This is a genomic window from Limnohabitans sp. 2KL-51, from assembly GCF_003063645.1.
Classification (GTDB): domain Bacteria; phylum Pseudomonadota; class Gammaproteobacteria; order Burkholderiales; family Burkholderiaceae_C; genus Limnohabitans_A.
This window is the reverse complement of sequence record NZ_NESJ01000002.1, coordinates 75,447-98,917: the sequence shown is the minus strand read 5'-3', so window position 1 is coordinate 98,917 and position 23,471 is coordinate 75,447. Positions and strand designations below refer to the sequence as shown.

The 23,471-nt window shown below is 52.4% G+C and carries 21 protein-coding genes and 1 pseudogene; 10 read left to right on the top strand and 12 right to left on the bottom strand.

The genetic code is table 11. The features are described from left to right. Positions 1–9: 9 nt before the first annotated feature. From fliE to B9Z49_RS21470, 5 genes and pseudogenes are all read right to left on the bottom strand, one after another. A complete protein-coding gene (gene fliE, locus B9Z49_RS02115) occupies positions 10–357 on the bottom strand; it encodes a flagellar hook-basal body complex protein FliE (RefSeq protein WP_108351800.1) in 348 nt (115 codons plus the stop codon). 11 nt (positions 358–368) lie between these two features. Then, positions 369–1,847 (bottom strand): sigma-54-dependent Fis family transcriptional regulator, encoded by a 1,479-nt coding sequence (locus B9Z49_RS02110; RefSeq protein WP_108351982.1) that lies wholly within the window; start codon positions 1,845–1,847, stop codon positions 369–371. A gap of 886 nt (positions 1,848–2,733) precedes the next feature. Then, on the bottom strand, positions 2,734–4,203 hold the full coding sequence (locus B9Z49_RS02100; RefSeq protein WP_233254475.1) for a flagellin: 1,470 nt from the start codon (positions 4,201–4,203) through the stop codon (positions 2,734–2,736). 222 nt (positions 4,204–4,425) lie between these two features. Continuing rightward, positions 4,426–4,740 (bottom strand): annotated as a pseudogene (locus B9Z49_RS22475) (flagellin FliC); the annotation flags it as partial. 246 nt (positions 4,741–4,986) lie between these two features. After that, complete coding sequence (locus B9Z49_RS21470; protein ID WP_146188442.1) at positions 4,987–5,313, bottom strand: hypothetical protein; 327 nt, start codon at positions 5,311–5,313, stop codon at positions 4,987–4,989. A gap of 226 nt (positions 5,314–5,539) precedes the next feature. Here B9Z49_RS21470 and pseB point away from each other — a divergent pair, with 226 nt between their 5' ends. The 10 genes from pseB to pseI are packed head-to-tail and all read left to right on the top strand — an operon-like array spanning position 5,540 to position 14,266. Then, the gene (gene pseB / locus B9Z49_RS02095) at positions 5,540–6,538 is read left to right on the top strand and encodes a UDP-N-acetylglucosamine 4,6-dehydratase (inverting) (RefSeq protein ID WP_108351797.1); all 999 of its coding nucleotides are present in this window, start codon (positions 5,540–5,542) and stop codon (positions 6,536–6,538) included. 3 nt (positions 6,539–6,541) lie between these two features. Then, positions 6,542–7,702: a UDP-4-amino-4,6-dideoxy-N-acetyl-beta-L-altrosamine transaminase gene (gene pseC, locus B9Z49_RS02090; protein WP_108351796.1), complete on the top strand. Its 1,161-nt coding sequence runs from the start codon at positions 6,542–6,544 to the stop codon at positions 7,700–7,702. After that, positions 7,699–8,409: a pseudaminic acid cytidylyltransferase gene (gene pseF, locus B9Z49_RS02085; protein ID WP_108351795.1), complete on the top strand. Its 711-nt coding sequence runs from the start codon at positions 7,699–7,701 to the stop codon at positions 8,407–8,409. Before pseC ends, pseF begins: the two co-directional genes overlap by 4 nt. Continuing rightward, positions 8,399–9,022 carry a pseudaminic acid biosynthesis-associated methylase gene (locus B9Z49_RS02080; RefSeq protein WP_108351794.1) on the top strand — a complete coding sequence of 208 codons (624 nt, stop codon included), beginning with the start codon at positions 8,399–8,401 and terminating at the stop codon, positions 9,020–9,022. The genes pseF and B9Z49_RS02080 overlap by 11 nt, the downstream gene beginning before the upstream one ends. 11 nt (positions 9,023–9,033) lie before the next feature. Beyond that, positions 9,034–10,185, top strand: a complete 1,152-nt coding sequence (locus B9Z49_RS02075) for an N-acetyl sugar amidotransferase (RefSeq protein ID WP_108351793.1) — start codon at positions 9,034–9,036, stop codon at positions 10,183–10,185. Positions 10,186–10,195: 10 nt separating this feature from the next. Beyond that, positions 10,196–10,834: an imidazole glycerol phosphate synthase subunit HisH gene (gene hisH, locus B9Z49_RS02070; protein WP_108351792.1), complete on the top strand. Its 639-nt coding sequence runs from the start codon at positions 10,196–10,198 to the stop codon at positions 10,832–10,834. Then, the gene (gene hisF / locus B9Z49_RS02065; protein ID WP_108351791.1) at positions 10,828–11,595 is read left to right on the top strand and encodes an imidazole glycerol phosphate synthase subunit HisF; all 768 of its coding nucleotides are present in this window, start codon (positions 10,828–10,830) and stop codon (positions 11,593–11,595) included. The genes hisH and hisF overlap by 7 nt, the downstream gene beginning before the upstream one ends. A gap of 1 nt (position 11,596) precedes the next feature. Next, entirely contained in the window at positions 11,597–12,694 is a 1,098-nt protein-coding gene (pseG, locus tag B9Z49_RS02060; protein ID WP_108351790.1) for a UDP-2,4-diacetamido-2,4,6-trideoxy-beta-L-altropyranose hydrolase, read from the top strand. Then, positions 12,687–13,205 carry a UDP-4-amino-4,6-dideoxy-N-acetyl-beta-L-altrosamine N-acetyltransferase gene (gene pseH / locus B9Z49_RS02055; protein WP_233254472.1) on the top strand — a complete coding sequence of 173 codons (519 nt, stop codon included), beginning with the start codon at positions 12,687–12,689 and terminating at the stop codon, positions 13,203–13,205. The genes pseG and pseH overlap by 8 nt, the downstream gene beginning before the upstream one ends. A gap of 2 nt (positions 13,206–13,207) precedes the next feature. Further along, positions 13,208–14,266 carry a pseudaminic acid synthase gene (pseI, locus tag B9Z49_RS02050; protein ID WP_108351789.1) on the top strand — a complete coding sequence of 353 codons (1,059 nt, stop codon included), beginning with the start codon at positions 13,208–13,210 and terminating at the stop codon, positions 14,264–14,266. A 51-nt stretch (positions 14,267–14,317) separates the two neighbouring features. Here pseI and B9Z49_RS02045 read toward each other — a convergent pair whose 3' ends face one another. From B9Z49_RS02045 to flgL, 7 genes are all read right to left on the bottom strand, one after another. Further along, positions 14,318–15,883, bottom strand: a complete 1,566-nt coding sequence (locus B9Z49_RS02045; protein WP_108351788.1) for a hypothetical protein — start codon at positions 15,881–15,883, stop codon at positions 14,318–14,320. Beyond that, on the bottom strand, positions 15,883–16,530 hold the full coding sequence (locus tag B9Z49_RS02040; RefSeq protein ID WP_108351787.1) for a TylF/MycF/NovP-related O-methyltransferase: 648 nt from the start codon (positions 16,528–16,530) through the stop codon (positions 15,883–15,885). The genes B9Z49_RS02045 and B9Z49_RS02040 overlap by 1 nt, the downstream gene beginning before the upstream one ends. Positions 16,531–16,576: 46 nt before the next feature. Further along, positions 16,577–18,208, bottom strand: a complete 1,632-nt coding sequence (locus B9Z49_RS02035) for a tetratricopeptide repeat protein (protein WP_108351786.1) — start codon at positions 18,206–18,208, stop codon at positions 16,577–16,579. A 135-nt stretch (positions 18,209–18,343) separates the two neighbouring features. Then, on the bottom strand, positions 18,344–20,389 hold the full coding sequence (locus tag B9Z49_RS02030; protein ID WP_108351785.1) for a flagellin: 2,046 nt from the start codon (positions 20,387–20,389) through the stop codon (positions 18,344–18,346). Positions 20,390–20,555: 166 nt separating this feature from the next. Further along, positions 20,556–20,960, bottom strand: coding sequence for a flagellar protein FlaG (locus tag B9Z49_RS02025; RefSeq protein ID WP_108351784.1), 405 nt, complete (start codon positions 20,958–20,960; stop codon positions 20,556–20,558). Positions 20,961–21,065: 105 nt separating this feature from the next. Further along, positions 21,066–22,484, bottom strand: coding sequence for a flagellar filament capping protein FliD (gene fliD / locus B9Z49_RS02020; protein ID WP_108351783.1), 1,419 nt, complete (start codon positions 22,482–22,484; stop codon positions 21,066–21,068). Between the two features lie 72 nt (positions 22,485–22,556). Then, positions 22,557–23,471, bottom strand: a complete 915-nt coding sequence (gene flgL, locus B9Z49_RS02015; RefSeq protein WP_108351782.1) for a flagellar hook-associated protein FlgL — start codon at positions 23,469–23,471, stop codon at positions 22,557–22,559.

Here is a 23,471-nt window from a genome sequence, read left to right as displayed (position 1 = left end):
TTATGTCGTTCAGACCGGCATGTTCAAAATATCTTCGTAGGCTTTGAGCACCTTGTTGCGCACCTGCAAAGTCGCCTCGAAGGCCAAAGAGGATTTCTGCATGCCCAGCACCACATCGGTCAGAGCCACGTTTTCCCCCCGGTCAAAAGCGGCACGCATTTCAGTCGACTGCACCTGCACTTGGTTGACCTGGCTGAGCGCACCCGAGACAAATTCACCAAAGCTGCTCTTGCCCACATCGGGGGTCAGCCCCTTGAGTTGGTCAGAGCCCGGCAGACCGGCTGCTTGTGACTGGTGGCTGCGCAGGGTTTGCAGCATCGACTGGATGTTGGCGGGCGAAATCGCTTTGTCAATCATGAATGACTCCTTCAGCAGGCCGATGCCATGACCAAGCCGTGCTCACGCCACTGGGCCATCTTGTAGCGCAGCGTGCGCGGGCTGATGCCAAGGCGTTTGGCGGCTTCTATTTTGCTGGGCGTGTTGGCCAATGTGGCCATGATCACCTGATGCTCGTTCATGCGCGCTGCGCTGTGCAGATCGGTGGGCAAGCTGTCAGGTTTTTCAACCGTGTCTTGTTCTGGCAAGCCCAGGTTGTTCTTGGCTGCCGCCATGAACTGTTCCATGTGCGTGGCCGAATTTGTCTCTGGTAGGACCACATCAGGTGCTGCAGTCAAAGTCACAGGTGCCAAGGCCGCAGCGATGGAGGTCAACCAGTCGTCAAACATGAGGTGTGCCGGGGTGACCACATGGTCCGTGCACAGCACCATGGCGCGGCGCATCACATTTTCAAGCTCGCGCACATTGCCGGGCCAAGGGTATTGCAGCAGCAGTGCTTGGGCTTGTGGGTGCAGTTGCCAGGGCCTCTTGTCGTATTGCAACAGGCACTGCATGGCCAGCGGGATGATGTCGCCAGGACGCTCGGCCAAAGGCAGCAAGCGCATGCGGAACGTGGCGATGCGGTAGTACAGGTCTTCGCGGAACTCGCGGTCTGCGATGGCTTTTTTCAGATCCTTGTTGGTGGCGGCCACGATGCGCACATTCAATTGGATGGTGCTTTGGCCACCCAAACGGGTGAGTTGGCGCTCTTGCAGCACGCGCAGCAGCTTGCTTTGCAGGTGCATGGGCATCTCGCCAATCTCGTCCAGAAACAAGGTGCCGCTTTGGGCCTGCTCGAACAAACCTTTTTGTTCGCGGTGCGCCCCCGTGAACGCCCCTTTTTCGTGACCAAACAACATGTCTTCGATCAGGTTTTCCGGCATGGCCGCGCAATTGAGTGCCACAAACGGGCCTTGTGCGCGGCCCGAAGCTTCGTGCAGCACGCGGGCCAAGACCTCTTTGCCCGAGCCGGTGGGGCCCACCAGCAAAGCGGTCACGTCGGCTTGGGCGACTTTTTTGGCCAGGGCCAGCAGGTGCTGGCTGGCGGGGTCGACAAACACCACATTGCGCATGGGCTGTGGCGTCTGGCGGACAGTGGTCGGAACGAGTTGGTTGTGCAGTCGCTGCCACGAAGCTTGGCGCACATCTTGAGCGGCCAGCACCGTGAGTGCGCCAGCTTGAGTGGCTTCTACCACCAGGTCCAGCTCTTGGCGCTCAACACGGCAGACCAAGGGGGTTCTCAAACCAGCATCTTGCAAAAGTTGTTGAACAGCTTTGAGGCGGTTGACGTCAGCCGTGAGGTGCAGCACCACCATAGCCGCATCGGCGGCATGGGCCAACAAGTGGTCCAGGGTGTTCACGGGCATCACAGCCCAGCCGCTGACCTGCAATGCATGGCTGTGCTCGGGACTCAGGGCAGATTCGGGGTCCAGCCAAAGGGCCAGAGGGGTTGAGTAGGGTTGTGACTTCACGGTGTTGGTCTCATGTTCATGATGAGACTCAGTAAGCAACCCTTGTGCCAGTATTTTTATGATTTTAAAGTGATTTAAATTAAATTAATTTAAAACTTTTTAATTTAAAAACCGAAACCAAAAGATCGACAGGTCTTGACGAAAGATTGACAGATCAGCGCACAGGGTCATCGTTGTCGCAAGCCACTTCGGCCCACACACGGGCCTTGTTGGCCTCGGTCTGCACGGTGATGGCCAACAAATACACTGTGCCCGCCAAAAGCTGGGCTGCTTAATCAACCATCAGCGTGGATTTGACAAACCAGTCCAATGCCTATTGATCCGAACCTGTGAAGTCTTGAACAACACGCAAGGGATGGGTTTTTGCAAGAGGGCGGCTCTGCGCGTTGGCGTGGCCTATGAGGGCCAGCGACAGCAAAGAAGTCAATGAACCACAGGGCCAGTGGAGGCGTGTGCTCATGGGTTACCGAGGGGTTTGGCAGCAGCGGGTTGTATGGCTTTGACCACAAAAGCGCGGCAAAACTGGCCATCGATCCGCAACACGTCCAGTGAAGGCAAATTTTTGGATTGGAAGCCCATGGCTCGGCAAACGTAGGGCGTTGTTGGAACGTGGCTGACGCCAAAAAACCGGCACTGCCAGCAATTGGGCCCGCGTGTCGGGTCCGTTGTCGGGGCGTAGGCAAGGGGCAGCGTGGGCATCAGGGTCTCGTATCGTATTTATGCTGCCAGGCTTTACAGGCCAACAAGGCCAAAAAGCCCGACAAGCTTGTTGGTGTTCATTCGATTTTCCATATGGGATTTTTTTAATCTTTTAGATAGAAAAAAAATTGAGTTAAATACAAACAATCAAGTCATCAAATTATTTGACTGTCAAGAATTTAACTCATCAGTTTTGCAAGAGTTGCATCACTGTTTGTGGATCTTGATTGGCCTGTGCCAGCATGGCAGTAGCCGCTTGCTGAATGATCTGCGTCCGGGCCAATTCGCTGCTGGCTTTGGCGTAGTCGGTGTCTTGAATGCGACTGCGCGAAGCCTCGGTGTTGGTCACCACGTTGGCCAGGTTGTCCATCGTGCTGTTCAAACGGTTCTGCATTGCACCCAATTTGCTGCGTATGGCACTGACGGTTTCCATGGCTGAATCAATCGTCGCCAAGGCTGCACTGGCTGCTTTGTCACTGCTCACGTTCAAACCCGTCAGACTGCTGCCAGATGCGACGCCCATACTCGCTGCGTTAACCTGGAAGTCGGCTGCGCCGACATTGGCCTCCAACAAACCATGTTCACCAATGGTTGTTGCATCATCACCCAGTTCAATGCTGATAGGGCTGTTTGTAGCAGAGTCCAAACGTATCGATGCGAAAGTAGTACCTACTGTAAAAGCTGTCAAGGTGGCTACTGCTGTGCCACCAACTGTCAGTGATTGCACGTTTGCACCTGTCAAGCGGAAGCCGCCCGGCGTTCTTTCTGCAGTGATACCAGTTTCGGTTGTTTTGAGGTTGATTGCGGTGATGACACTACCGACGGTTGTGGCGGCAGCTCCTGAAAATACTGTTGTTCCATTGAAGGCCAGGGTTGCACCAGTCGACAGGGCTGCAACTTGTGCGTCTGTCATGGCAAAACTTTGATCAATGTAGGCGGTAGCAATCACACCCGTATCGGCAGAGAAATTGTTGATCGCATCCAGTTTGCCTTGGAAAGAAGTGGTGGCAATTTCGGAACTGTAAATGGCCGTGCCGTTGATTTTGATATCAGTTGCCCCCCATGCAGTGGTGACACCAGCGGCTGCTAATGCGGAGCCTGTGACCGAGTAAGCGTCATTTGCACTGCCTACATCAGATGTCGTTCGGCGGAAACCCAAGCTTTCCAAATCGGCCAGAGAACCACCATTACCCGTGTCAATTCGGACTGGGTTGCCATCGTCAGATTCCAATTTCAAGAAACCCATGAAATCAGTCTGTGCGCCCAAGAATCCAGAACCACCATCGTAAGAAGTTGCTGAGGGTGCGGAACTGTCATCAACAGTAATCGTGGCGCCAGTGTTGTTGGACAAAACCAGCCTGCCCTCATCGTTGACACTGGCTTGAACCATCGCACCGGCCTCGGCATTGATGTTGGCGACCAACTCTTCCATGCTGTTTGAGGCAGAGATGGCGTAAACAGTAGGGGTAGCGGCACCCAGGGCTGTGACGGTGAGTTCGAACTCACCGTTGGCTGTGACACCGTCACCGACATTTCTGGCCACCACCACGTTGAAGCCACTGGCCGTCACGTTGTCGACGCTGGTGTTGATGTTGGCGATCACGTCTTCCAAGTCGTCAGTTGAAGCAATAGCATCCAGCGCTTGGTCGTTGATCATAATGTTGCCGGCGTTGACAGCACCAAGGTTTGTGCGCGCACCGACCAAGGCATCGACAGCGCCCGCTGGACCGCCCATGCCCAGATCTTTGAGGCGAATCGAATCGATGCCCAGCTTCATGGTCTGGTCGGCTTTGTCACCGATTTGCAAGGTTTTGTTCTTGAACGAGCCATCCAGCAGTTTTTGACTGTTGAATTCGGTGGTGGTGGCAATGCGTTCAATTTCAGCCTTGAGCTGAATAACTTCGTCATTCAAAGCGACTCGGTCGGAATCGTTGTTGGTGCCGTTGACCGATTGCACGGCCAATTCACGCATGCGCTGCAAGATGTCGGTGACTTCGTTCATGGCGCCTTCACCCGTTTGCATCAAAGAGATGCCGTCGTTGGCGTTGCGAATGGCCATGTTCAGGCCGCGAGTCTGGGCTTCCATTCGGGTGGAAATGGCCAGGCCTGCTGCGTCGTCTTTGGCGCTGTTGATGCGCTTGCCCGTGGACAACTGCTGCATCGCAGTCGAAACGTCGCGGTTGTTTTTGGACATCGCATTTTGTGCGACCAAAGACTTGATGTTGGTGTTGATAACGCTCATGATTTTCTTTCGTTAAATTCGTGGTTGAGAGGTCAAAATTCAGTTCGTTCGTAAATCTGTCTGGGGCTTTGAATCAATATTTTTGTAATCAATTTAGAAATGAAACAAACTTAAGTTCACAATAAATAAAGACATGTCGAAATCGACTGCATATTTCCTCAATCGACTGGCTGGCAGCAGGTTTTTTCGTGAAAGAGCTCATTCAGATGTCTCCAAAGAAGTTGTCGATAAATCGGCAATGTTCATGGCCGAATCGGTATGACAGCCCTTGAAGCAATAGTTGTGCCTGATTTTTTTGCCTCCCTGTCGTTTCCCAAACAGGGGTTGATTGAAGAAGCTGTGACCAGTAGCCCGCCTATTGCTTCGGCCCATTGAAGTCTTGATCAACATAGCAAGAGATCGCTTTTTTGTAGGAGCCCACCCCTGTGGGCGATGGGCGTGGAACACGCCCTGAAAACCATCGCCCACAGGGTGGGCTCCTGCAAAGACAAAAATATCCACATGGCCGACAAAAACATGGGCCATTCAAACTTCATCGGGCCGGATCAATAAGACCTCTTGGGTCAAAAAAGGGCACACTGCAATTTTTTGCCGCTTGCGGCCAAAGATGACCGCTCTTCAAGGCGACCAGGCGCTATGACAAAAAGCACTGCGAGTTCAATTTTCTGGTGAACTGTTGAAGTCGATAATCCGACAGTGCGACTTCAAAGCTGGCCTGTATGTTGCTTGGCTAGTGAATCAGGAGATAACGATGTTTGCAAATCAAACTGTTTTGGTGACTGGCGGTACCGGCTCGTTCGGTAACACTTTTGTACCCATGACGCTCAAAAGGTACAACCCCAAAAAGATCATCGTCTTTTCACGCGACGAGATGAAACAATGGGACATGGCCAAGAAGTTCGAGGGCGATGATCGGGTTCGATTTTTCATTGGCGATGTGCGCGATAAAGACCGTTTGCATCGCGCCCTGGACGGCGTGGACTATGTCGTGCACGCTGCTGCCACCAAAATTGTGCCAACGGCCGAATACAACCCCTTTGAGTGTGTCAAAACCAACATCATGGGGGCCATGAACCTGATTGATGCCTGCATTGACAAAGGCGTCAAAAGGGTGGTGGCCCTGTCGACCGACAAAGCCAGCAGCCCGATTAATCTGTATGGGGCGACCAAACTGGCCTCAGACAAATTGTTTGTCGCCGGTAACTCCTACTCTGGCGGAAAAACGACAAGATTTTCAGTGGTCCGATATGGCAACGTCATGGGCTCTCGTGGCTCTGTGATCCCTTTCTTCATGTCCATCAAAGACAAAGGTGTCTTGCCGATCACCGACAAGCGCATGACGCGTTTCATGATTTCCTTGGAAGAAGGCGTCGAACTGGTCTGGCACGCCTTTGAAGACATGGTGGGCGGTGAAATTTACGTCAAAAAAATCCCATCCATGAAAATGACTGATCTGGCGCGCGTGGTGGCACCAGAGGCTCGCCAGGACGTGGTCGGGATTCGCCCAGGCGAAAAACTCCATGAGCAAATGATCAGCGCAGAAGACTCGCATTACACCTACGAATATCCTGAGCATTTCAAAATTTTGCCCACCATCAACGGATGGGCCAATTGCCCCAAGCGCATCAAAACAGGGGTCAAAGTGCCTGAGGGTTTTGTGTATGCCAGTGACAACAATGCAGAATGGATGTCCGACAAGCAATTGCAGGACTGGATCTATGTGAACAAAGACAAGATCGGAAGCATCTGAGTCATGATCCACTATGGCCGTCAGGATATTACGCAAGACGACATCGACGCCGTTGTGGCTGTCCTGAAATCCGTCAACCTGACCCAGGGCCCGGCCATTGCGCAGTTTGAGCAATGTGTGGCGAACCACACCGGTGCCCAACACGCAGTGGCTGTGAGCAACGCCACCGCAGCCCTTCATATTGCTTGCCTGGCCCTCGAGCTTGGCCCCGGCGACTGGCTTTGGACCACGCCCAACACCTTTGTGGCATCGTCCAATTGCGCCCTGTATTGCGGCGCACAGGTCGACTTTGTCGATATCGACCCGCGCACCTACAACCTGTGCCCGCAAAGGCTTGAAGAAAAACTCATCCAGGCCCAAAAAGCCAACAAGCTGCCCAAGGTGGTTGTGCCCGTTCACCTGACCGGCCAACCCTGTGACATGGCCGCCATCCACGCGCTGGGTCAAAAGTACGGTTTCAAAATCATCGAAGACGCCTCGCACGCCATCGGCGGCCGATACAAAGGTGAGCCGATTGGCAATGGCCGCTACAGCGACATCACCGTTTTCAGTTTTCACCCCGTCAAGATCATCACCACGGGCGAGGGCGGCATGGCCCTGACCAACAGCTACGAACTGGCCACACGGCTGGGCCTGCTGCGCAGCCACGGCATCACCCGCGACCCAGCCTTGATGACCGAGCCGATGCAAGGCCCTTGGTATTACCAACAAGTGGCGCTGGGCTTTAACTACCGCATGACCGACATGCAAGCCGCGCTGGGTGTCAGTCAAATGACGCGTCTGGTTGACTACGTGCAACGCCGCCACGACATTGCGCACCGTTACAGCGAACTCTTGGCCGACCTGCCGCTCACCCTGCCTTGGCAACACCAAGACAGCCACAGCGCTTACCACCTGTATGTGGTCCGCTTGCAGCTCGACAAAATCAGCGCCACCCACCGCCAAGTGTTTGAAGCACTGAGGGCCAATGACATCATGGTCAATCTGCACTACATCCCGGTGCACACGCAGCCCTTTTACCAACAAATGGGCTTCAAGCAGGGCGACTTTCCGCAAGCCGAGCAGTACTACCGCGAGGCCATCAGCATCCCAATGCACGTCAATTTGACCGATGAGGAACTTCAATTTGTGTCCAACTGCTTGCGCGAGGCCATGGGCTTATGAGACTGGCGGTCATCCCTGCTCGCGGGGGCAGCAAACGCATACCCCGCAAGAACATCAAACTCTTTGGCGGCAAACCCATGATCGCATGGTCCATCGAGGCCGCCATCCAAGGTGGGTGTTTCGATCGCATCATCGTGAGCACTGACGACGCCGAAATTGCCGATGTGGCCCGAGCCTATGGGGCAGAGGTGCCCTTTGTGCGCCCGCCAGAATTGTCTGACGATCACACTGCCACCATCCCCGTTGTGACTCACGCTATCAAATGGATATCTCAGCAGTATGGCCCCGTAGAATTTGTCTGCTGCTTGTATGCCACAGCGCCTTTTATCCAGAGTAAAGACTTGCGACAAGGTCTTAACTTGCTAATAAAGTCCGACGCGTTGTATGCGTTTACGGTGACCAATTTTGCAGCCCCCATTCAACGTTCGTTTCGCATCACTCAGCAACAACGCATCGAAATGTTCAACCCAGATCAATACAACACAAGATCACAAGACCTTGAGGAGGCTTATCACGATGCTGGTCAGTTTTATTGGGGACGGGCTGAAGCTTGGCTGTCGTCGACCCCTTTGCACTCAGAGTTTGCGATACCCCTCTTCTTGCCACGCTACAGAGTCCAAGACATTGACACCTTGGACGACTGGATTCGAGCTGAAATGATGTTTGAAATTTTGAATAAACATACAGAAAAAAATCATGACCTTTAAAACTGATCAAGAAGCCTTTTGGGCAGGTGATTTTGGAACTGAATACATACAGCGTAACCAAGGGGATGCCCTGTTGGCTTCCAACTTGGCTTTTTTCGCCAAGGCTTTACATCAGGCTAAAGGCTTCAAAACTTGCATTGAATTTGGCGCCAACATTGGCATGAACCTCAAAGCTCTAAAGTTGTTGCATCCCGACTTAGATGCGCATGCCATTGAAATCAATGCGGATGCGGCAGAGGCTTTGGGCAAGGTCATTCCAACCAATCAAGTTATCAATCAGTCCATTCTGGACTTTACGTCTTCACAGCAATGGGACCTGACTTTGATCAAGGGTGTCTTGATTCACCTGAATCCAGAAGTGTTGCCGCAGGTGTACGACAAGTTATTCGCAGCATGTGGTCAATATTTGCTCGTAGCAGAGTATTACAACCCCGCTCCAGTAGCGATTCCTTATCGTGGTCACAGTGATCGCCTTTTTAAGCGAGATTTTGCTGGTGAAATGATGGACAGACACCCCCAACTCAAACTGGTTGACTATGGATTTTCCTACCGACGGGACCCCAAATTCCCGCAGGATGACATCACCTGGTTTTTGATGGAAAAAATAGATTAGGAGTTGTTGAAATGCTCAAATATTGCAAATGCTGTGTCATGCCGGATACCAAGCCTGACCTTCAAATAGATGAAGAAGGAATTTGTAACGCATGCCGTAGCTTCGAGAGACGCAATGAGGTCGATTGGGATGCGCGTTATCAAGAGCTTTTAAGGTTGCTCGATAAATACCGCCAAAAAGATGGCGCTAATTGGGACTGTATTGTTCCTGTTAGCGGTGGCAAGGACAGCACTTATCAAGTGGTGCGCATGCTTCAGTTGGGGTTGAACCCATTGTGCGTTACCTCTACCACTTGTGATTTGTCTCCATTGGGTCGGGCCAATATCGAAAACCTCAAGCGTTTGGGCGTTGATTACATTGAGGTTTCGCCCAACCCTTTGGTTCGTGCCAAACTGAACCGTGTGGGTTTGACTCAAGTGGGTGATATTTCATGGCCAGAGCATGTGGGCATTTTCACCATACCGGTTCGAGCTGCAGTTCAATTCAATGTGCCGTTGATTGTTTGGGGTGAAAACTCTCAAAACGAGTATGGTGGCCCTGCGGCAGCAGCCGAAAACAACGTTCTTACGCGACGTTGGCTTGAGGAATTTGGTGGCATGCTGGGCATGCGGGTCTCAGACCTGATTGGCCAAGAAGGCATTGAGGCCAAGCACCTCATTTCATATACCTACCCCAAGGATGAAGATCTTCAAAGGGTGGGCGTGACTGGTTTGTTTTTGGGGCATTACATTCCTTGGGATGGCCTCTCAAACACTTTAATTTCTCAAGCTAACGGCTTTCAAACCTACCACAAGGTGGTCGAGGGTTCGATGGTGAACTATGAGAATTTGGACAATCACCACACAGGCATTCACGACTACTTTAAATTTTTGAAGTTTGGTTTTGGTCGTGCTACAGACTTGGCTTGTCTGCATATTCGCCGCGGTCGTTTGACTCGTCAAGATGGTATTGAAGCCGTTAAGCGCCTGGATGGTTTGTTTCCTTGGGAATATTTGGGTAAGCCTTTGAAGGACATTCTGCAGCCACTTGATATGTCTGTTGATGAGTTCATTCGACTCTGTGATCAATTCACCAACAAGAAAATTTTCAAACGGGATGTCGGCGGTGCTTTGGTGAAAGACCGGCTTGGTAACCTGACGAAAATTAATGACGACAATGTCTGATCGCTAAGTCATGAGAGTCGGCGTCATCGATTACGGTGTGGGTAATTTGGGATCTGTGGTGCGGGCTTTGGAAGTGCTGCGTGTCTCCCCCGTGTTGGTCAACCGCACGTCTGATATGCACGCTACCGATTGTCTTATATTGCCTGGCGTTGGTAATTTTGCAGATTGTGTCCGCATGCTGGAGGCAGGGCACTGGATCGCTGCGCTCAAAGAAGAGGTGCTTGGTTACAACAGGCCGCTTTTGGGTGTTTGTGTGGGCATGCAATTGTTGGCCGACAGCAGCACGGAGGGGGCCGTCAATGGCGAGCCTGTTACTGGTTTGGGTTTTGTACCCGGGCAGGTAAAACACCTCGCCGCCTTGGGTTGTCAACTTCGGGTGCCGCACGCGGGTTGGAATGCCGTGAGTTGTGGCCACACCAAAGATTCCTTGTTCAACGGCATACCCGCTGAGACCGACTTTTACTTTGTTCACAGCTACGCATTCCAAGCTCAAAACGTGGCCGACGTGATCGCCACGACCGACTACGGCCCGACAGTCACGGCAGCCGTGCGCCGAGGTCATGTGTGGGGCACACAGTTCCATCCCGAAAAAAGTTCAAAAGCCGGTTTTAAAATTCTGAAAAATTTCATCGAGGGGCCAACATGTTGAAGGTGCGAGTCATTCCGACCCTCCTTTGGAAGCAATTTGGTTTGGTCAAAGGCATTGCTTTTGACAGCTGGCGCCGAGTGGGGCCTGTGTTACCCGCTGTGAAGGTCTACAACCAGCGCGAGGTGGATGAGCTGGTTTTATTGGATATCGTTGCCCACTTGTCTCCAGATGCTCCGGATTTCGAATCGATTGCAGAATTTGGACAAGACTGTTTCGTGCCTTTGACCGTCGGCGGTGGTGTCACACACATCGATCAAGTTCAACGACTGCTCCGAGCCGGGGCCGACAAAGTTGCTGTGAATACTGCCGCTTACGCGCGCCCCAATTTCATCAATGAAATTGCAAACCGCTACGGGGTCCAGTGCGTCGTGGCCAGTGTGGACGTCCGATTTCAAGACGGCTCTTGGAAATGCTTCAGTCATGCGGGCCTGCAAGCTACAGGCAAAGACGTCGTTGATTGGGTACGTGAATTGCAGGACCGCGGTGCCGGTGAAATCCTCATCACCTCGATTGACAAGGATGGCACCATGCAAGGCTATGACCTCAACCTGATTGAGGCAGTGGTTAAAGCGGTCAACATTCCCGTGATTGCCTCTGGCGGAGCGGGCAACTACCAACACATGGTGCAAGCCGTGAAAGAGGCGGGCGCATCGGCGGTTGCTGCAGCCAGCATTTTCCATTTCACCGAACAAACGCCAGCGGGTGCTAAACAGGCTTTGGCGGCAACTGGTATCCCGGTTCGTCAGCCTTTTGTTGCTTGATATGCGTATTTTTTTTCGCGTTGACGCATCGATACAAATCGGCACAGGCCACGTCATGCGCTGCCTCACGCTGGCAGATGCCCTGCACGCGCGGAGCGCACGCTGCAGCTTCATCTGCCGCCCACACAGCGGTCATTGGCTGGAAATGATTGCCCAACGCGGACACCATGCCGTTGCCTTGCCCAATGACGGGACAACAACTCACCACATGCCCGCCGACCCAGTCCATTCAGAATGGTTAGGTACTGACTGGCAAACAGACGCACAGCAAACCCGCGAGGCATTGGTCAACGACACCGTTGATTGGCTGGTGGTAGACCACTACGCTTTGGACCGCCGCTGGGAACAGACCCTTCGCCCCCATTGCCAAAACCTCATGGTCATAGACGACCTGGCCGATCGCCAGCACGACTGCGACGTGCTGCTGGACCAAAACCTGGGCCGCAGTGCCCAAGACTATGGCGGTCTGCTCAAGCCCCAAACTGCCACATACATCGGTCCGCAATACGCACTGCTGCGCCCAGAGTTTGCCCAACTGCGCAGCCAAAGCCTGGCCCGGCGCACACAGCCGCAGCTTAAGCACTTGCTCGTCACTATGGGCGGCGTGGACAAAGACAACGCCACTGGCCAAGTACTGCAAGCGCTGACCGCTTGCCACTTGCCCGCAGATTTGAGCATCTCTGTGGTCATGGGGCCGCACGCACCCTTCTTGGCAGATGTCCAACAACAAGCCTCGAGAATGCCTAGGCCAACGCAAGTGTTGGAGGGTGTGAACGCAATGGCGCAACTCATGTCAGACAGCGATTTGTGCATTGGGGCAGCAGGCAGCACATCTTGGGAGAGATGCTGCATGGGCTTGCCCACATTGCTGTTGGTTCTTGCAGACAATCAACTGCCGAGTGCCCAAGCTTTAGAGAAAGCAGGCGCTGCACTGGCCGTTAGCAACGACCACAACATATCGCAAGTATTTGAAAAGCACATGCAAAGCGGAGCCAGTGTGCAACTCAAAAGCTGGTCCTTGGCTGCAGCTGCAGTGACTGACGGTCTTGGCGTCCAACGCATCGTTGCGGCGATGCTCACGGAACGACTGCATGACTGAAAACCTTCTGATTCGCAGCATGATCGAGGACGATTTGCCCATGGTCCTGGCGTGGCGCAACCACCCCGAAGTTCGCCGCTACATGTTCACCCACCACGAAATCAGCCTGGCAGAACACACCCAGTGGTTCATGAGGGCTGTGCAAGACAACGCCCGACGTTTGCTCATCGTGCAAGAGCAGGGCAGCCCGATTGGCTATGTGCAGTTCAGCAATGTGGAGCCTGGTGGGGTTGCAGATTGGGGCTTCTACGCACGGCCTGAAGCAGCAAAAGGCACGGGCAGTAAGCTAGGCGCATCAGCCCTTGAACATGCATTTGGCCAATTGAAACTGCACAAAGTGTGTGGTCAAGCTATTGACACCAACCAAGCCTCGATCCGATTCCATGAACGATTGGGCTTCAAACGCGAGGGTGTGCTGCGCGACCAAAAGCGCATGAACGAGCAATACCAAACACTCATTTGCTTTGGCCTGCTTGCCCATGAATGGCAAGCCCATACACAAGGGACCTAACCATGAAACACATTCAAATTGAAGGTCGCCCCATTGGGCCAGATCACGCCCCTTACGTGATTGCAGAGGTTTCGGCCAACCACAATGGCAAACTCGAAACCGCGATGCGCATCATCGAAGAAGCCAAAAAGGCCGGGGCAGATGCCGCCAAGCTGCAAACCTACACGCCCGATACCATCACCCTCAACTGCGACAGCGAAGACTTCAAGATTCGTGGTGGCTTGTGGGATGGACGAACGCTGTACGAACTGTACGAAGAAGCCCACATGCCTTGGGAATGGCACAAGCCGTTGTTTGAGCATGCGCGTAAAGTTGGCATCACCCTGTTCAGCTCGCCCTTCGACAACACCGCCATTGATTTGCTAGAAGACCTGAACGCACCTGCTTATAAGATCGCTTCTTTTGAGGCCATTGACTTGCCTCTGATCAAATACGCGGCCCGCACTTGCAAGCCTATGATCATCTCAACTGGCATGGCCGACGCCGAAGAGATTCAAGAAGCCATTGACGCCGCGCGCGAAGGCGGCTGCAAAGAGTTGGCGATCTTGCACTGCGTCAGCGGCTACCCCGCACCGGCGCAAGACTACAACCTGCGCACCATCCCCGACATGATCCAGCGATTTGGCTTGGTCACCGGGTTGTCAGACCATACCCTGGACAACACCACCGCCATCACCAGTGTGGCCATGGGCGCGAGCATCATCGAAAAGCATTTCACCCTGGACAGAAATGGTGGCGGGCCAGATGACAGCTTTTCGTTGGAGCCTGCAGAACTGGCCGCTTTGTGCTTCGGAGCCAAAACAGCCTGGCAGGCCTTGGGCCGTGTCGATTACGGCCGCAAATCAAGCGAGCAGGGCAATGTCAAATTTCGGCGATCGCTGTATTTTGTGAAGGACATGAAGGCGGGAGATCTCATCACTGCTGATTGTGTAAGGAGTGTGAGGCCTGGCAACGGTTTGCCACCAAAGATGGTTGAACTTGTTGTTGGTGCTGTTGTTAAATCTGATGTCTCATTTGGAACGCCAGTCAAAAATGAGTTACTGATCTCAAAGAGCGTGTAGGGCGATCTGGACAAGGATATCGTTGTCACACGCATGCGATGCGGTCAATCTTTAGAAAGAGTGATCTCCACCCACCAAGCCATCGGCACTGATACAAACTTGGTTCACATCAAGTGTGGCATGGTCAGACCGCAAGACGTACCAGAGAATGTCACCGTCTGATGGGGCATACCCTCCTGCTGCCATCAGGTCTTCGGCAACCAGCGTCAGCGCAGCGTTTCCTCGCAGATCTAATGTCTTTTGAGCAACGGGACCATGTTGAGCATAAAAGGTTAACGTTGCCTTGCGCTCTAAAAACTCTTCACGTATCTTGCTAAACGCGGTAACCATAATCAGATTTCGTCCGCCTGTCTGGGCCACGACCGGCCCCCACTTCCAAGTTCTGCGACCCGATCCCCAGGTCTTGGCCAAATATGCAGAGGAGCTGATGTTGGTCCCTAGCGAGTCCCCTGCATGAAAGTCGAGACCATAAGTAATGCGCGCTGGCAATTGATGATTCTTTGCGCGCAATTGCAAAACGTACAAGCCTGGTGAATCGTCAATGCCTTGATCACGGACCAGTTTGCGTATCTTGAGGTGGCGCATACCGCCCTCTGGCGTTCGCCATTCGCCGAGGTTGATTTCAAAGCGCAGATTCCCTTCCGTGCCATAACCCTGCAAACGGAGTTCAATTGTTGATCGCGCGTAGATTGGATAAAGCACCAAATCAACGTCAAGTTCCTCTGGCAAGACAAATGGAACAAACGCAGGGTAGACCGAAGGATCCAGTCCCGATGTGTCGAAATAGTCAGAATGCTCGGTTGCGTCGAAATAGCTGTGCGTCACCGACAGCCAGCTTTTGTCCTTCAAGGCGTTTCCAGCCACAAGGCGCAGGTGTACGTTGTCCAGCGGCAGATCAATCTTGCACATCCCCAGCTTGTCACCGAGAAATTGATGCACACCTTCAATGCCAGCCGTTCTAATGTCCAACGTAGCGTAAGCTGGCAGCGGTTGCAGTGTTAGCTTTCGCGCCAATTCCAGACCGTCCTCGCGTACCGCTACGAAGTCGACTTCGCCTCCAGGGAAAGGTACTGGCCCGTTAACAATGAAGATGAAAGGGTCATGCTCAGCCGCGTCAAGCCTGAACCCTGTCTGCCAAGGGTTTAGGGCAACACCTCGCGCACGGTCCTCGGCGTCGTTGTAGATTCGCTGGCTTGCATGTACATAGCTTACGCCGCGCGAAGTCTCGTAAAAGACGCTGAGGCCCGGGAATTGAAATTTGAGATCCTGCGAGGAGAAGGCTTCAATCTCAATGCTGCCTTGGAACGCTTGATCGTTTCCAAGCAGCAGGCGAAGATCAAAGTCATATGTCATCTCGGACAATTGACTGAAAGTGCGCGCGCACTTGATGCCTTTATGGTCGCGCACAGTGACCAAAACCCCGACATCGTGGTTGTGGTTTTTCTCGCGCCAATAATTCAAGAAAGCGATGCGGGTGGTGGCGTCCTTGTCGGCGAATGCGTAAAAGAGCGCTGATGCCCGAAAAACAGGCATGTAAGAGAGGTCACCGTAGGCACCACGCTCGGCAAATACCAAAGCCTGCATGGTTTGGTCATAAGAGCCTACTGTCTGTTGCATCAGAATGATTCTTTGATCATGTAAGCACTTGGCGTGTTCGCCCAAGGAATGGAACGTAGGCGCAAGTTTTTACCCTTAAAGAACTCATCTACTGCATTTGATTCGCCATAGTTGCGCAATGCATACTCGTCAAACACCACAAGTCCGCCAGGGCTAACGATCGGGTAGAGGTTTTGCAGACAGGCCAGGGCACCCTCGTAGTTATCCACGTCGATGTACAGCAACGAAACTCGAGAGCCGAGATTGTCATGGACGTATGCCTTGGTGGTCTGTACAACATTACCCGCAATGAGGTCCAATTTGTCGAATCCCCATGCACGGCAATTTTCCAAAATCACATTCTGTGGGGTCCACCGCGTTTCATGCTCGTCCAGACAGTCCTTATCAGCCTGGAACCGAAAATCCATTGCTCGATCAGTTTCAAAAAAATCGAAACCCACAATTCGGGTCTCATTGTGTGGCCTGAACAGCCGCATAAGTTTTGCCCAAGTGTAAATACCCGACCCTTTGAAAACGCCGCATTCGACGATGTCTCCCGGGACATCTTGCACCATGCGGAAAAGTTCATGCCTCGCTAAAATCTTTTGAAGGCGATCCGGACCTGTGCTGGCCAGAAAGTCGTCGTATAGGCTAAGGTTGCTGTTCATTCTTGGATCCTGTGGGCAAGTTAATCTAAATCAAGTAATTTTAATATCAAATAAACTTTATTTCATCAACAATTTTTGGAACTATGGAGGTTAATGGCTTTCCAAAATCTGGTGGAAATGAACGTACGTCATTGGCCCATGGATAATTGGTTTGTCCCAAATAAACCCAGTCCTTAAGTCCAAACAGGATTGTTTTTTGACCAACAGCAATGGCCATTTGAGCAACCGCTGTTCCCGCCGAAACCACAGCATCTAAACAACTGATGATGGCAGCAACGCTTTCTTGATCATTTTTCAAGTCAACGTCATCCCAGCGCACAATTGAAATGCCAAGTTGCTGTTCAACGCGACGCAACTCCTCTTCGCAATCACCGTACTGAAGGTTGACAAATACGCAGTCCTCCAGTCCCAAGAGTGGCGTCAGTTCATCTATTGACAAGTAATGTGTGTTGCGGTTTGCGCTCAGCATGCCGCTGCGCCAGCACAATCCAAGAAGTTTTTTCCCTTTGAATGGACTTAACCGTTCAGAAAAATCACTCACCAAATCTGCATCGACTTGAAGATAGGGTTTGAATTTTTGCAAGTCTTCAATGTTGTTGCGAAACAACCCCAACAATGAACCAACAGGGATGTGTACATCAAAGTCTTGCGACCCTTTCGCCATCATTGGGTTCAAATTAGTCGCTCTGACCTTGACTTTCGGAAATGATCGCGACATCAGGCTCACCAGCCTTGGCTCGCACTCCATAACGACGTTCTGACAATGCTCTAAGGCTTCATTCATGAGGCCAAAAAGCCAGAGCTCATCACCCAGGCCTTGCTCCGCCCAAATTAGAAGGCGCTTATCGTCCAGAGGCTCTCCACGCCACTGGGGCAATTGAAAGTGACGCTTGGGGGTACGACTGGCCAAATCTGTCGGCAAAAATCCGTAGTCATACCTGCGCCAACCTTCCCTAAGGCGGCCAGTTGACAGGTGACTAAAGCTTGAGCGGTACAACACCTCTTTTGCAAATGTCGTGTTGGGGTCCAAGTTGGCCAACAAATTGTTGAACAAAACGACAGCGGCCTCATCATCGCCCCGCTGTTGAGCCAGTGTCGCTAAATTGGACAGCGCGTCCACGTTGTTTTTATCGAGCACCAGCGCTGTTTCAAAAGCCTGTTCACCCTCTTCCAGTTTGTTGACACCCAACAATGTGGCGCCCAAGTTGTTGTAGGCGACTGGGTTGGTGGGTTCCAAAGAGAGTGCTTTGGTCGCATACATCATCGACTCCACATATTTCTGCGACTTTCCAGCAGCCGCTGACAAGCTCGTCCATGCATCAAAGTCGTTGGGATTGGACTTCACGTAACGGCTCAAAAATCGAATGGCCAGGTCAAAAGCACCGATTGCTGTGTAGGCAATCCCACAGTGTTTAAGGATGACCAAATCCTCGTGGTCTTGTTCATGCAATTGATGGAACAACTTGGCGGCTTCATGTTGTTGGCCCATGTGGAAAAGCGCCACGGGTTTGCTGCGTTTGGCGAGCCGATGCTCAGGTTGCCGTTTCAAAATTGCGTCCAAAATCTCGAAAGCCTCATGGTATTTTTGTTTGTTGAGAAGTTGGACGGCTTTTTGACACTGCGCGTCGGCCAGCTTTAGGGCTGGATTGGTTTTGGGGTTGGGTATTTTGGATTTCATCGATAAACCTGTTGGCAATTACCCATACTAGCAATTTCCAGACCAAAAAAAGCCTGGCACCTTGTGGGTGCCAGGCTTTTGAGAGAGCCAGAAGGACTTGAAGGGATCGATGCCTCCAATCCCCCTGTTGCTGAATTACTGCAGCAAAGACAATACAGACTGTGGCTGCTGGTTGGCCTGGGCCAACATGGCGGTTGCAGCTTGCTGAATAATCTGTGATTTGGCCAATGCAGTGGTTTCTGTGGCGTAGTCGGTATCCTGGATACGGCTGCGTGCTGCTTCTGTGTTGGTGACCACATTGCTCAAGTTGTCGACCGTGCTGTTCAATCGGTTTTGCATCGCACCCAGTTTGCTGCGCATATCGCTGACAGTGCCGATGGCCTTGTCGATGGTACCCAATGCCGCGGATGCAGAGGGTGCAGAAGCGATGCTCAGGCCTGACAAGTTGCTACCTGCGGTGCCCATGGTTGCACCATTGACTTGGTGGTCGGCTGCCCCTACGTTGGCCTCCAAGAATCCGTGTTCGGCAACTGTTGAGTCATCACCCAGTTCAATGCTGAAGGGGCTGTTTGAAGCAGAGTCCAAACGGATAGAGGCGTAAGTGGTGCCAGTTGAAAAACCTGTCACGCCAGCAACTGCTGTTGTACCTCCAACAGTCAATGTTTGAACGTTTGCGCCCGTCAACCGTAAGCCGGCCGTCGTTCTTTCTGCAGTAATACCCGTTTTGGTTGTTTGAGCGTTGATTGCTGTGATGACATCGGTGACAGATGCGGTTGCAACCCCTGTGAAAACGGTTGTTCCATTAAAAGAAAGGGTTGCAGTTACTGACATAGCTATGACTTGCGCATCAGTCATCGTAATACTTTGATCAATGTAGGCGGAAGCTATCACACCCGTATCGGCAGAGAAATTGTTGATCGCATCCAGTTTACCTTGGAACGAGGCTGTATCAATTTCAGAACTGTAAATGGCCGTTCCGTTGATCTTGATATCGGATGCGCCCCATGCCGTGGTAACACCAGCGGTTGTTAACGCGTCCCCTGTGACCGAGTAAGCGTCATTGGCGCTGCCCACATCAGAGGTCGTTGGACGGAAACCCAAGGTTTGCAAATCAGCAATCGTGCCACCATCACCCATGGCGATGCGGACTGGATTGCCATCGTCAGATTCCAATTTCAAGAAACCCTTGAAAGTAGTCGCTTCGGCCAAGAATCCAGAACCACCATCGTAAGTTGTTGCAGATGCGGAAGCGTCTGTCACAGTAATGGATGCGCCAGTGGTGTTGCTCAAAACCAGCTTGCCCTCATCGTTGACACTGGCTTGAACCACCGCCCCGGCTTCGGCGTTGATGTTGGCGACCAACTCGTCCATATTTTCCGAGGCAGAGATGGAGTAAACAGTGTCGGCACTGGCACCCAAGGCTCTGACGGTGATATCGAGCTGACCGTCTGTTGTGACACCGTCGCCGATATTTTTGGCCACCACCACGTTGAAGCCACTGGCCGTCACGTTGTCCACGTTGGTGTTGATGTTGGTGATGATGTCTTCCAAGTCATCGGTCGCGGCGATGGCGTCGAATTTCTGATCGTTGATCAAAATATCACCCGCACCAACCGCGGCGATAGACATACGCCCACCCACGATGGCATCTGCTGCGCCCGCAGGGCTTCCCATGCCCAGGTCCTTGAGCTTCAAAGAGCCGATGTCAACCTTCAGCGTTTGATCCGCCTTGTCGCCAATTTGCAAAAGTCTGCCCTTGTATGAACCGTCCAGCAGTTTTTGGCTGTTGAATTCGGTGGTGGTGGCAATGCGTTCAATTTCAGCCTTGAGCTGCGTAACTTCGTCATTCAAAGCGACTCGGTCGGAATCGTTGTTGGTGCCGTTGACCGATTGCACGGCCAATTCACGCATGCGCTGCAAGATGTCGGTGACTTCGTTCATGGCGCCTTCACCAGTTTGCATCAAAGAGATGCCGTCGTTGGCGTTGCGGATGGCCATGTTCAGGCCACGAGTCTGGGATTCCATACGGGTGGAAATGGCCAGGCCTGCTGCGTCGTCTTTGGCGCTGTTGATGCGCTTGCCAGATGACAAACGCTCCATGGCCGTGGTCAAGGCCCGGCTGTTTTCTTGAATGGCTTTCTGCGCGGTCAAAGCTTTGACGTTGGTGTTGATAACTGACATGAGATTTCTCCTTTAAGGCAGATCACAAATGGACGGCAGGTTATCCCGAGGGTGCGCCTGCCTTAACGTTGGACAACATGTTGTGACATGCTGTTGTTCAATGAATCGGATAGTGGGTCAACAACTTGAGTTGAATCAGCAAAAATTGTGAGAAATTGAGAGCTGTTTACAGATATTCATTGAAGAGCAATCCCTTGCCTTCTTCAATGCTGTGCGCCATGCGAACCACCTCTTCGTTCGGAATTTGCCGAACGACTTCACCGGTCTGGAGGTTGCGGACGGTGATGATGGGACGGTTGATTGTTTCGTCCATTTGGAAACTCAAATCACGGCCGTTGTCCTTGAGCTGTTGGTTCAGGTTTTCAACGGCTTGTTTGATGCTTTTGCGCAAGTCTTCAGCGTTGTAGCCCAAGTCCACTTTTTCAGGGGCCTTCAGTTCGACCTTGGAAATGGCCACCGCTTTCACCGGCTCCAAATTGGGTTCTGTCGTGTTGCTTACCGTGGGTGCAACAGCTTTGCTGGGCGCACTGCCAGCTTTGTTCGCCTGAGCGCTTATGTCACCGATATTCATGATGGACTCCTTCACGGTATGGCCCGAAATGAGCCTGTCGTTCAGATGAGTCGACGCAAAAGCGGCAAACTTTAGCCGCTTTTGTTGAAAATATTGGATACGGTCTTAATTCTTATAGAAATTAGCAAGGCCTTCAAAAGTTCCTTTGAGGCTTTCTCTCATGCTGATGCTGCTGCCCACAATCGATTCCATGGCGCCGAACTGACGGGTGTAGCGGTCCAGCAATTTTTTCATCTGGTCCTCTAAACGCACCAAGTCCGCCTTGAAACGGTCGACCTGTTTGGTGGCATTGTTGGTTTGCAGTGCAATGGATCCCGTGCTTCGCATCATCTTGTCGAGCTTGCTGACGGCATCGCCAGCGACACCGCCAGGCACTGTGCTGAAAACGCTCTTGTTGTTGGTGTTGGCACTGAACATCTTGGCCACATCGTCAAAATTGGTTTCCAATTTCGACAACAGTTTGTCTTTGTCCAGTTGCAAAGCCCCGTAGCGGTCGAAGCTCAAGCCCACATCCCGTGGTGCTGCGGCTTCTGTGCCCGGTGTGCTGGATGCCGCAGTGAGCATGGTGCGAACTTGGGTGCGAATGTTTTGAACCAAGGTGTCACCCGCAAGGGCTCCCCCAAATTCCTCAACTTCACTGTCACGATCGCTCAAGATCAGCAGGTTTTCTTCAAAGTTTTTGTAGGCGGTGACCAGGTTTTCAACTTTCGAGGTGATGCCCGTGGTGTCACGCGTCAGATCGATGCGGGCATTGCCTGTGGTCACGGTCGCTATATTAAAAGTGACACCACTGACCACGTCACTCACGCTGTTGCTGCTGCGCTCAATGGACAGGCCGTTGACGGTCAATAGGGCGTTTTTAGCCTCTTGCAATTGGTTGTCGGTGGCACTTAAACCAAGGTTTAAATCTAATGCGGTTCCATCGGCGTCAACGGTCGCCAGCGTGAAGGCATTGCTTGTACCTTCACCCCCTGTGATCACGATTCGCCACGGCGTTGAACCACTGGTTTGAATGAGCTGGGCGGTGACACCGGCTTCGGCTGCATTGATGGCAGAAACCACGCCTGCTGGTGTGTCTTCTTCGACCTCGATGGATGTGCTGGTAGCGCCGTTGATGGACAAGGCCAGAAAGAAACTGCTGCCAGCGTTGAGCGCGGTGGTGCTGGTTGCAAGGCCATTGCTGGCGGTGCGCTGGGCCTGCGCGACTTGAGTCACGGCCACTTGATAGCTTCCGGCTGCGGCTGTGGGGCTGGCCACGGTGCTCAAAGCTGAAGTTTGTGTGTTGGCTGTTTGTAAAGAGGCAAAGTCACTCAAATCATTGAGACCTTCAAATGCGGTTTTGAGTTCGCCCAGTGAATATTTGATGACCGAGTAGCCTGAAATACGCGCCTCTGACTTGCTGATTTTCCCTTCAATAATGGCTTTTCGCGGTTCACGCGTGGCTTCCATCAAATCTTTGGCCAAGGTTTTGGTATCAATACCAGAGCCTGCGCCGAGTGTGTTGATGATGTTGCTGGTGGCCATGGTGCAGGTTCTCTAACGAGGTGATTCGGTTCAGATTCGGTGCGAGAGATAAAAACTGTAATCGACGGTCTATCAGCTTCTGATGTAATCAAAAAGGGTTAATCCTGAAATCTTTGCAAAGCTGCCCATCGCTGCTTCCAATCCCATCATTTCCTTGTTCATGCGCGTCACGGCTTCTGTGTAATCCAAGTCTTCAATTTCCGACAAGGTTGATTTGAGGCGCAACACCGTTTCGTCCAAAACATCGCGCTGCGACTGCACCACGATTTGTTCAGATCCGTTTTGTGATTGAGACAAGGTTAAATTGTTGTGCATCTGATTGAGGTCGGCAATGCCTTGCTCAATAGGGTTTGTGTCGTTGTTGTTCATGCCTTCGATCATCTGATCCAAGGCGTTGAAAAACTCCACACTTTGTCCGTCGCTTCGCAGTACACGGCTGAAAACATCGGTGCCAGAACGGGTGAATTGAACAGTACGCTCAACGCCTGCTGGAATGCGGGTCTGGGTCTGGTCACCTTGATAGACCACATCCCCGCTGCTATTTTCAGCAAACGCAGGGGTATTGACCCTGGTGCCCGAAAACAAATAGTTTCCGCTGTCGTCGCGGGTGTTGCCAAGACTCAGGAGTTGGTCGCGCAGCGCTTTCATTTCGACACCAATGGCTTTGCGGTCGTCAGGGCCCAAAGTGTCATTGGCGGCCTGAATGCCGAGCTCTTTCATGCGTATCAAAAGGTCATTAGACGAAGAAAGGGCGGTTTCTTCTGCGGTGTAGCGTCGCATGGCAACATCCAGCGTTCGAATATGGCTGTCTTGTCGCTGTATCTCACCTTTAAGGCGTTGAATGGCGGCCGCTTGATCAGGGGCTGCACTGGGTGACAAAATTTGTTTTCCCACGGCAAGTTGGGCTTGAGTGGTGGCCAGTTTGTTCTGGATATTGCTCATGCGCGTGGTGGCGCGGTCAAACATGAATGAGGTGGAGATTTTCAT

Excerpts from the sequence above, each read along its gene's own strand:
- fliE (WP_108351800.1), bottom strand. The coding sequence starts at position 357 with ATGATTGACAAAGCGATTTCGCCCGCCAACATCCAGTCGATGCTGCAA.
- B9Z49_RS02100 (WP_233254475.1), bottom strand. The coding sequence starts at position 4,203 with ATGATCAACGACCAAGCGCTGGATGCTATTGCTTCAACTGACGACTTG.
- B9Z49_RS21470 (WP_146188442.1), bottom strand. The coding sequence starts at position 5,313 with ATGGCCCATGTTTTTGTCGGCCATGTGGATATTTTTGTCTTTGCAGGA.
- pseB (WP_108351797.1), top strand. The coding sequence starts at position 5,540 with ATGTTTGCAAATCAAACTGTTTTGGTGACTGGCGGTACCGGCTCGTTC.
- pseC (WP_108351796.1), top strand. The coding sequence starts at position 6,542 with ATGATCCACTATGGCCGTCAGGATATTACGCAAGACGACATCGACGCC.
- pseF (WP_108351795.1), top strand. The coding sequence starts at position 7,699 with ATGAGACTGGCGGTCATCCCTGCTCGCGGGGGCAGCAAACGCATACCC.
- B9Z49_RS02080 (WP_108351794.1), top strand. The coding sequence starts at position 8,399 with ATGACCTTTAAAACTGATCAAGAAGCCTTTTGGGCAGGTGATTTTGGA.
- B9Z49_RS02075 (WP_108351793.1), top strand. The coding sequence starts at position 9,034 with ATGCTCAAATATTGCAAATGCTGTGTCATGCCGGATACCAAGCCTGAC.
- hisH (WP_108351792.1), top strand. The coding sequence starts at position 10,196 with ATGAGAGTCGGCGTCATCGATTACGGTGTGGGTAATTTGGGATCTGTG.
- hisF (WP_108351791.1), top strand. The coding sequence starts at position 10,828 with ATGTTGAAGGTGCGAGTCATTCCGACCCTCCTTTGGAAGCAATTTGGT.
- pseG (WP_108351790.1), top strand. The coding sequence starts at position 11,597 with ATGCGTATTTTTTTTCGCGTTGACGCATCGATACAAATCGGCACAGGC.
- pseH (WP_233254472.1), top strand. The coding sequence starts at position 12,687 with ATGACTGAAAACCTTCTGATTCGCAGCATGATCGAGGACGATTTGCCC.
- pseI (WP_108351789.1), top strand. The coding sequence starts at position 13,208 with ATGAAACACATTCAAATTGAAGGTCGCCCCATTGGGCCAGATCACGCC.
- B9Z49_RS02045 (WP_108351788.1), bottom strand. The coding sequence starts at position 15,883 with ATGCAACAGACAGTAGGCTCTTATGACCAAACCATGCAGGCTTTGGTA.
- B9Z49_RS02040 (WP_108351787.1), bottom strand. The coding sequence starts at position 16,530 with ATGAACAGCAACCTTAGCCTATACGACGACTTTCTGGCCAGCACAGGT.
- B9Z49_RS02035 (WP_108351786.1), bottom strand. The coding sequence starts at position 18,208 with ATGAAATCCAAAATACCCAACCCCAAAACCAATCCAGCCCTAAAGCTG.
- B9Z49_RS02030 (WP_108351785.1), bottom strand. The coding sequence starts at position 20,389 with ATGTCAGTTATCAACACCAACGTCAAAGCTTTGACCGCGCAGAAAGCC.
- B9Z49_RS02025 (WP_108351784.1), bottom strand. The coding sequence starts at position 20,960 with ATGAATATCGGTGACATAAGCGCTCAGGCGAACAAAGCTGGCAGTGCG.
- fliD (WP_108351783.1), bottom strand. The coding sequence starts at position 22,484 with ATGGCCACCAGCAACATCATCAACACACTCGGCGCAGGCTCTGGTATT.
- flgL (WP_108351782.1), bottom strand. The coding sequence starts at position 23,471 with ATGAAAATCTCCACCTCATTCATGTTTGACCGCGCCACCACGCGCATG.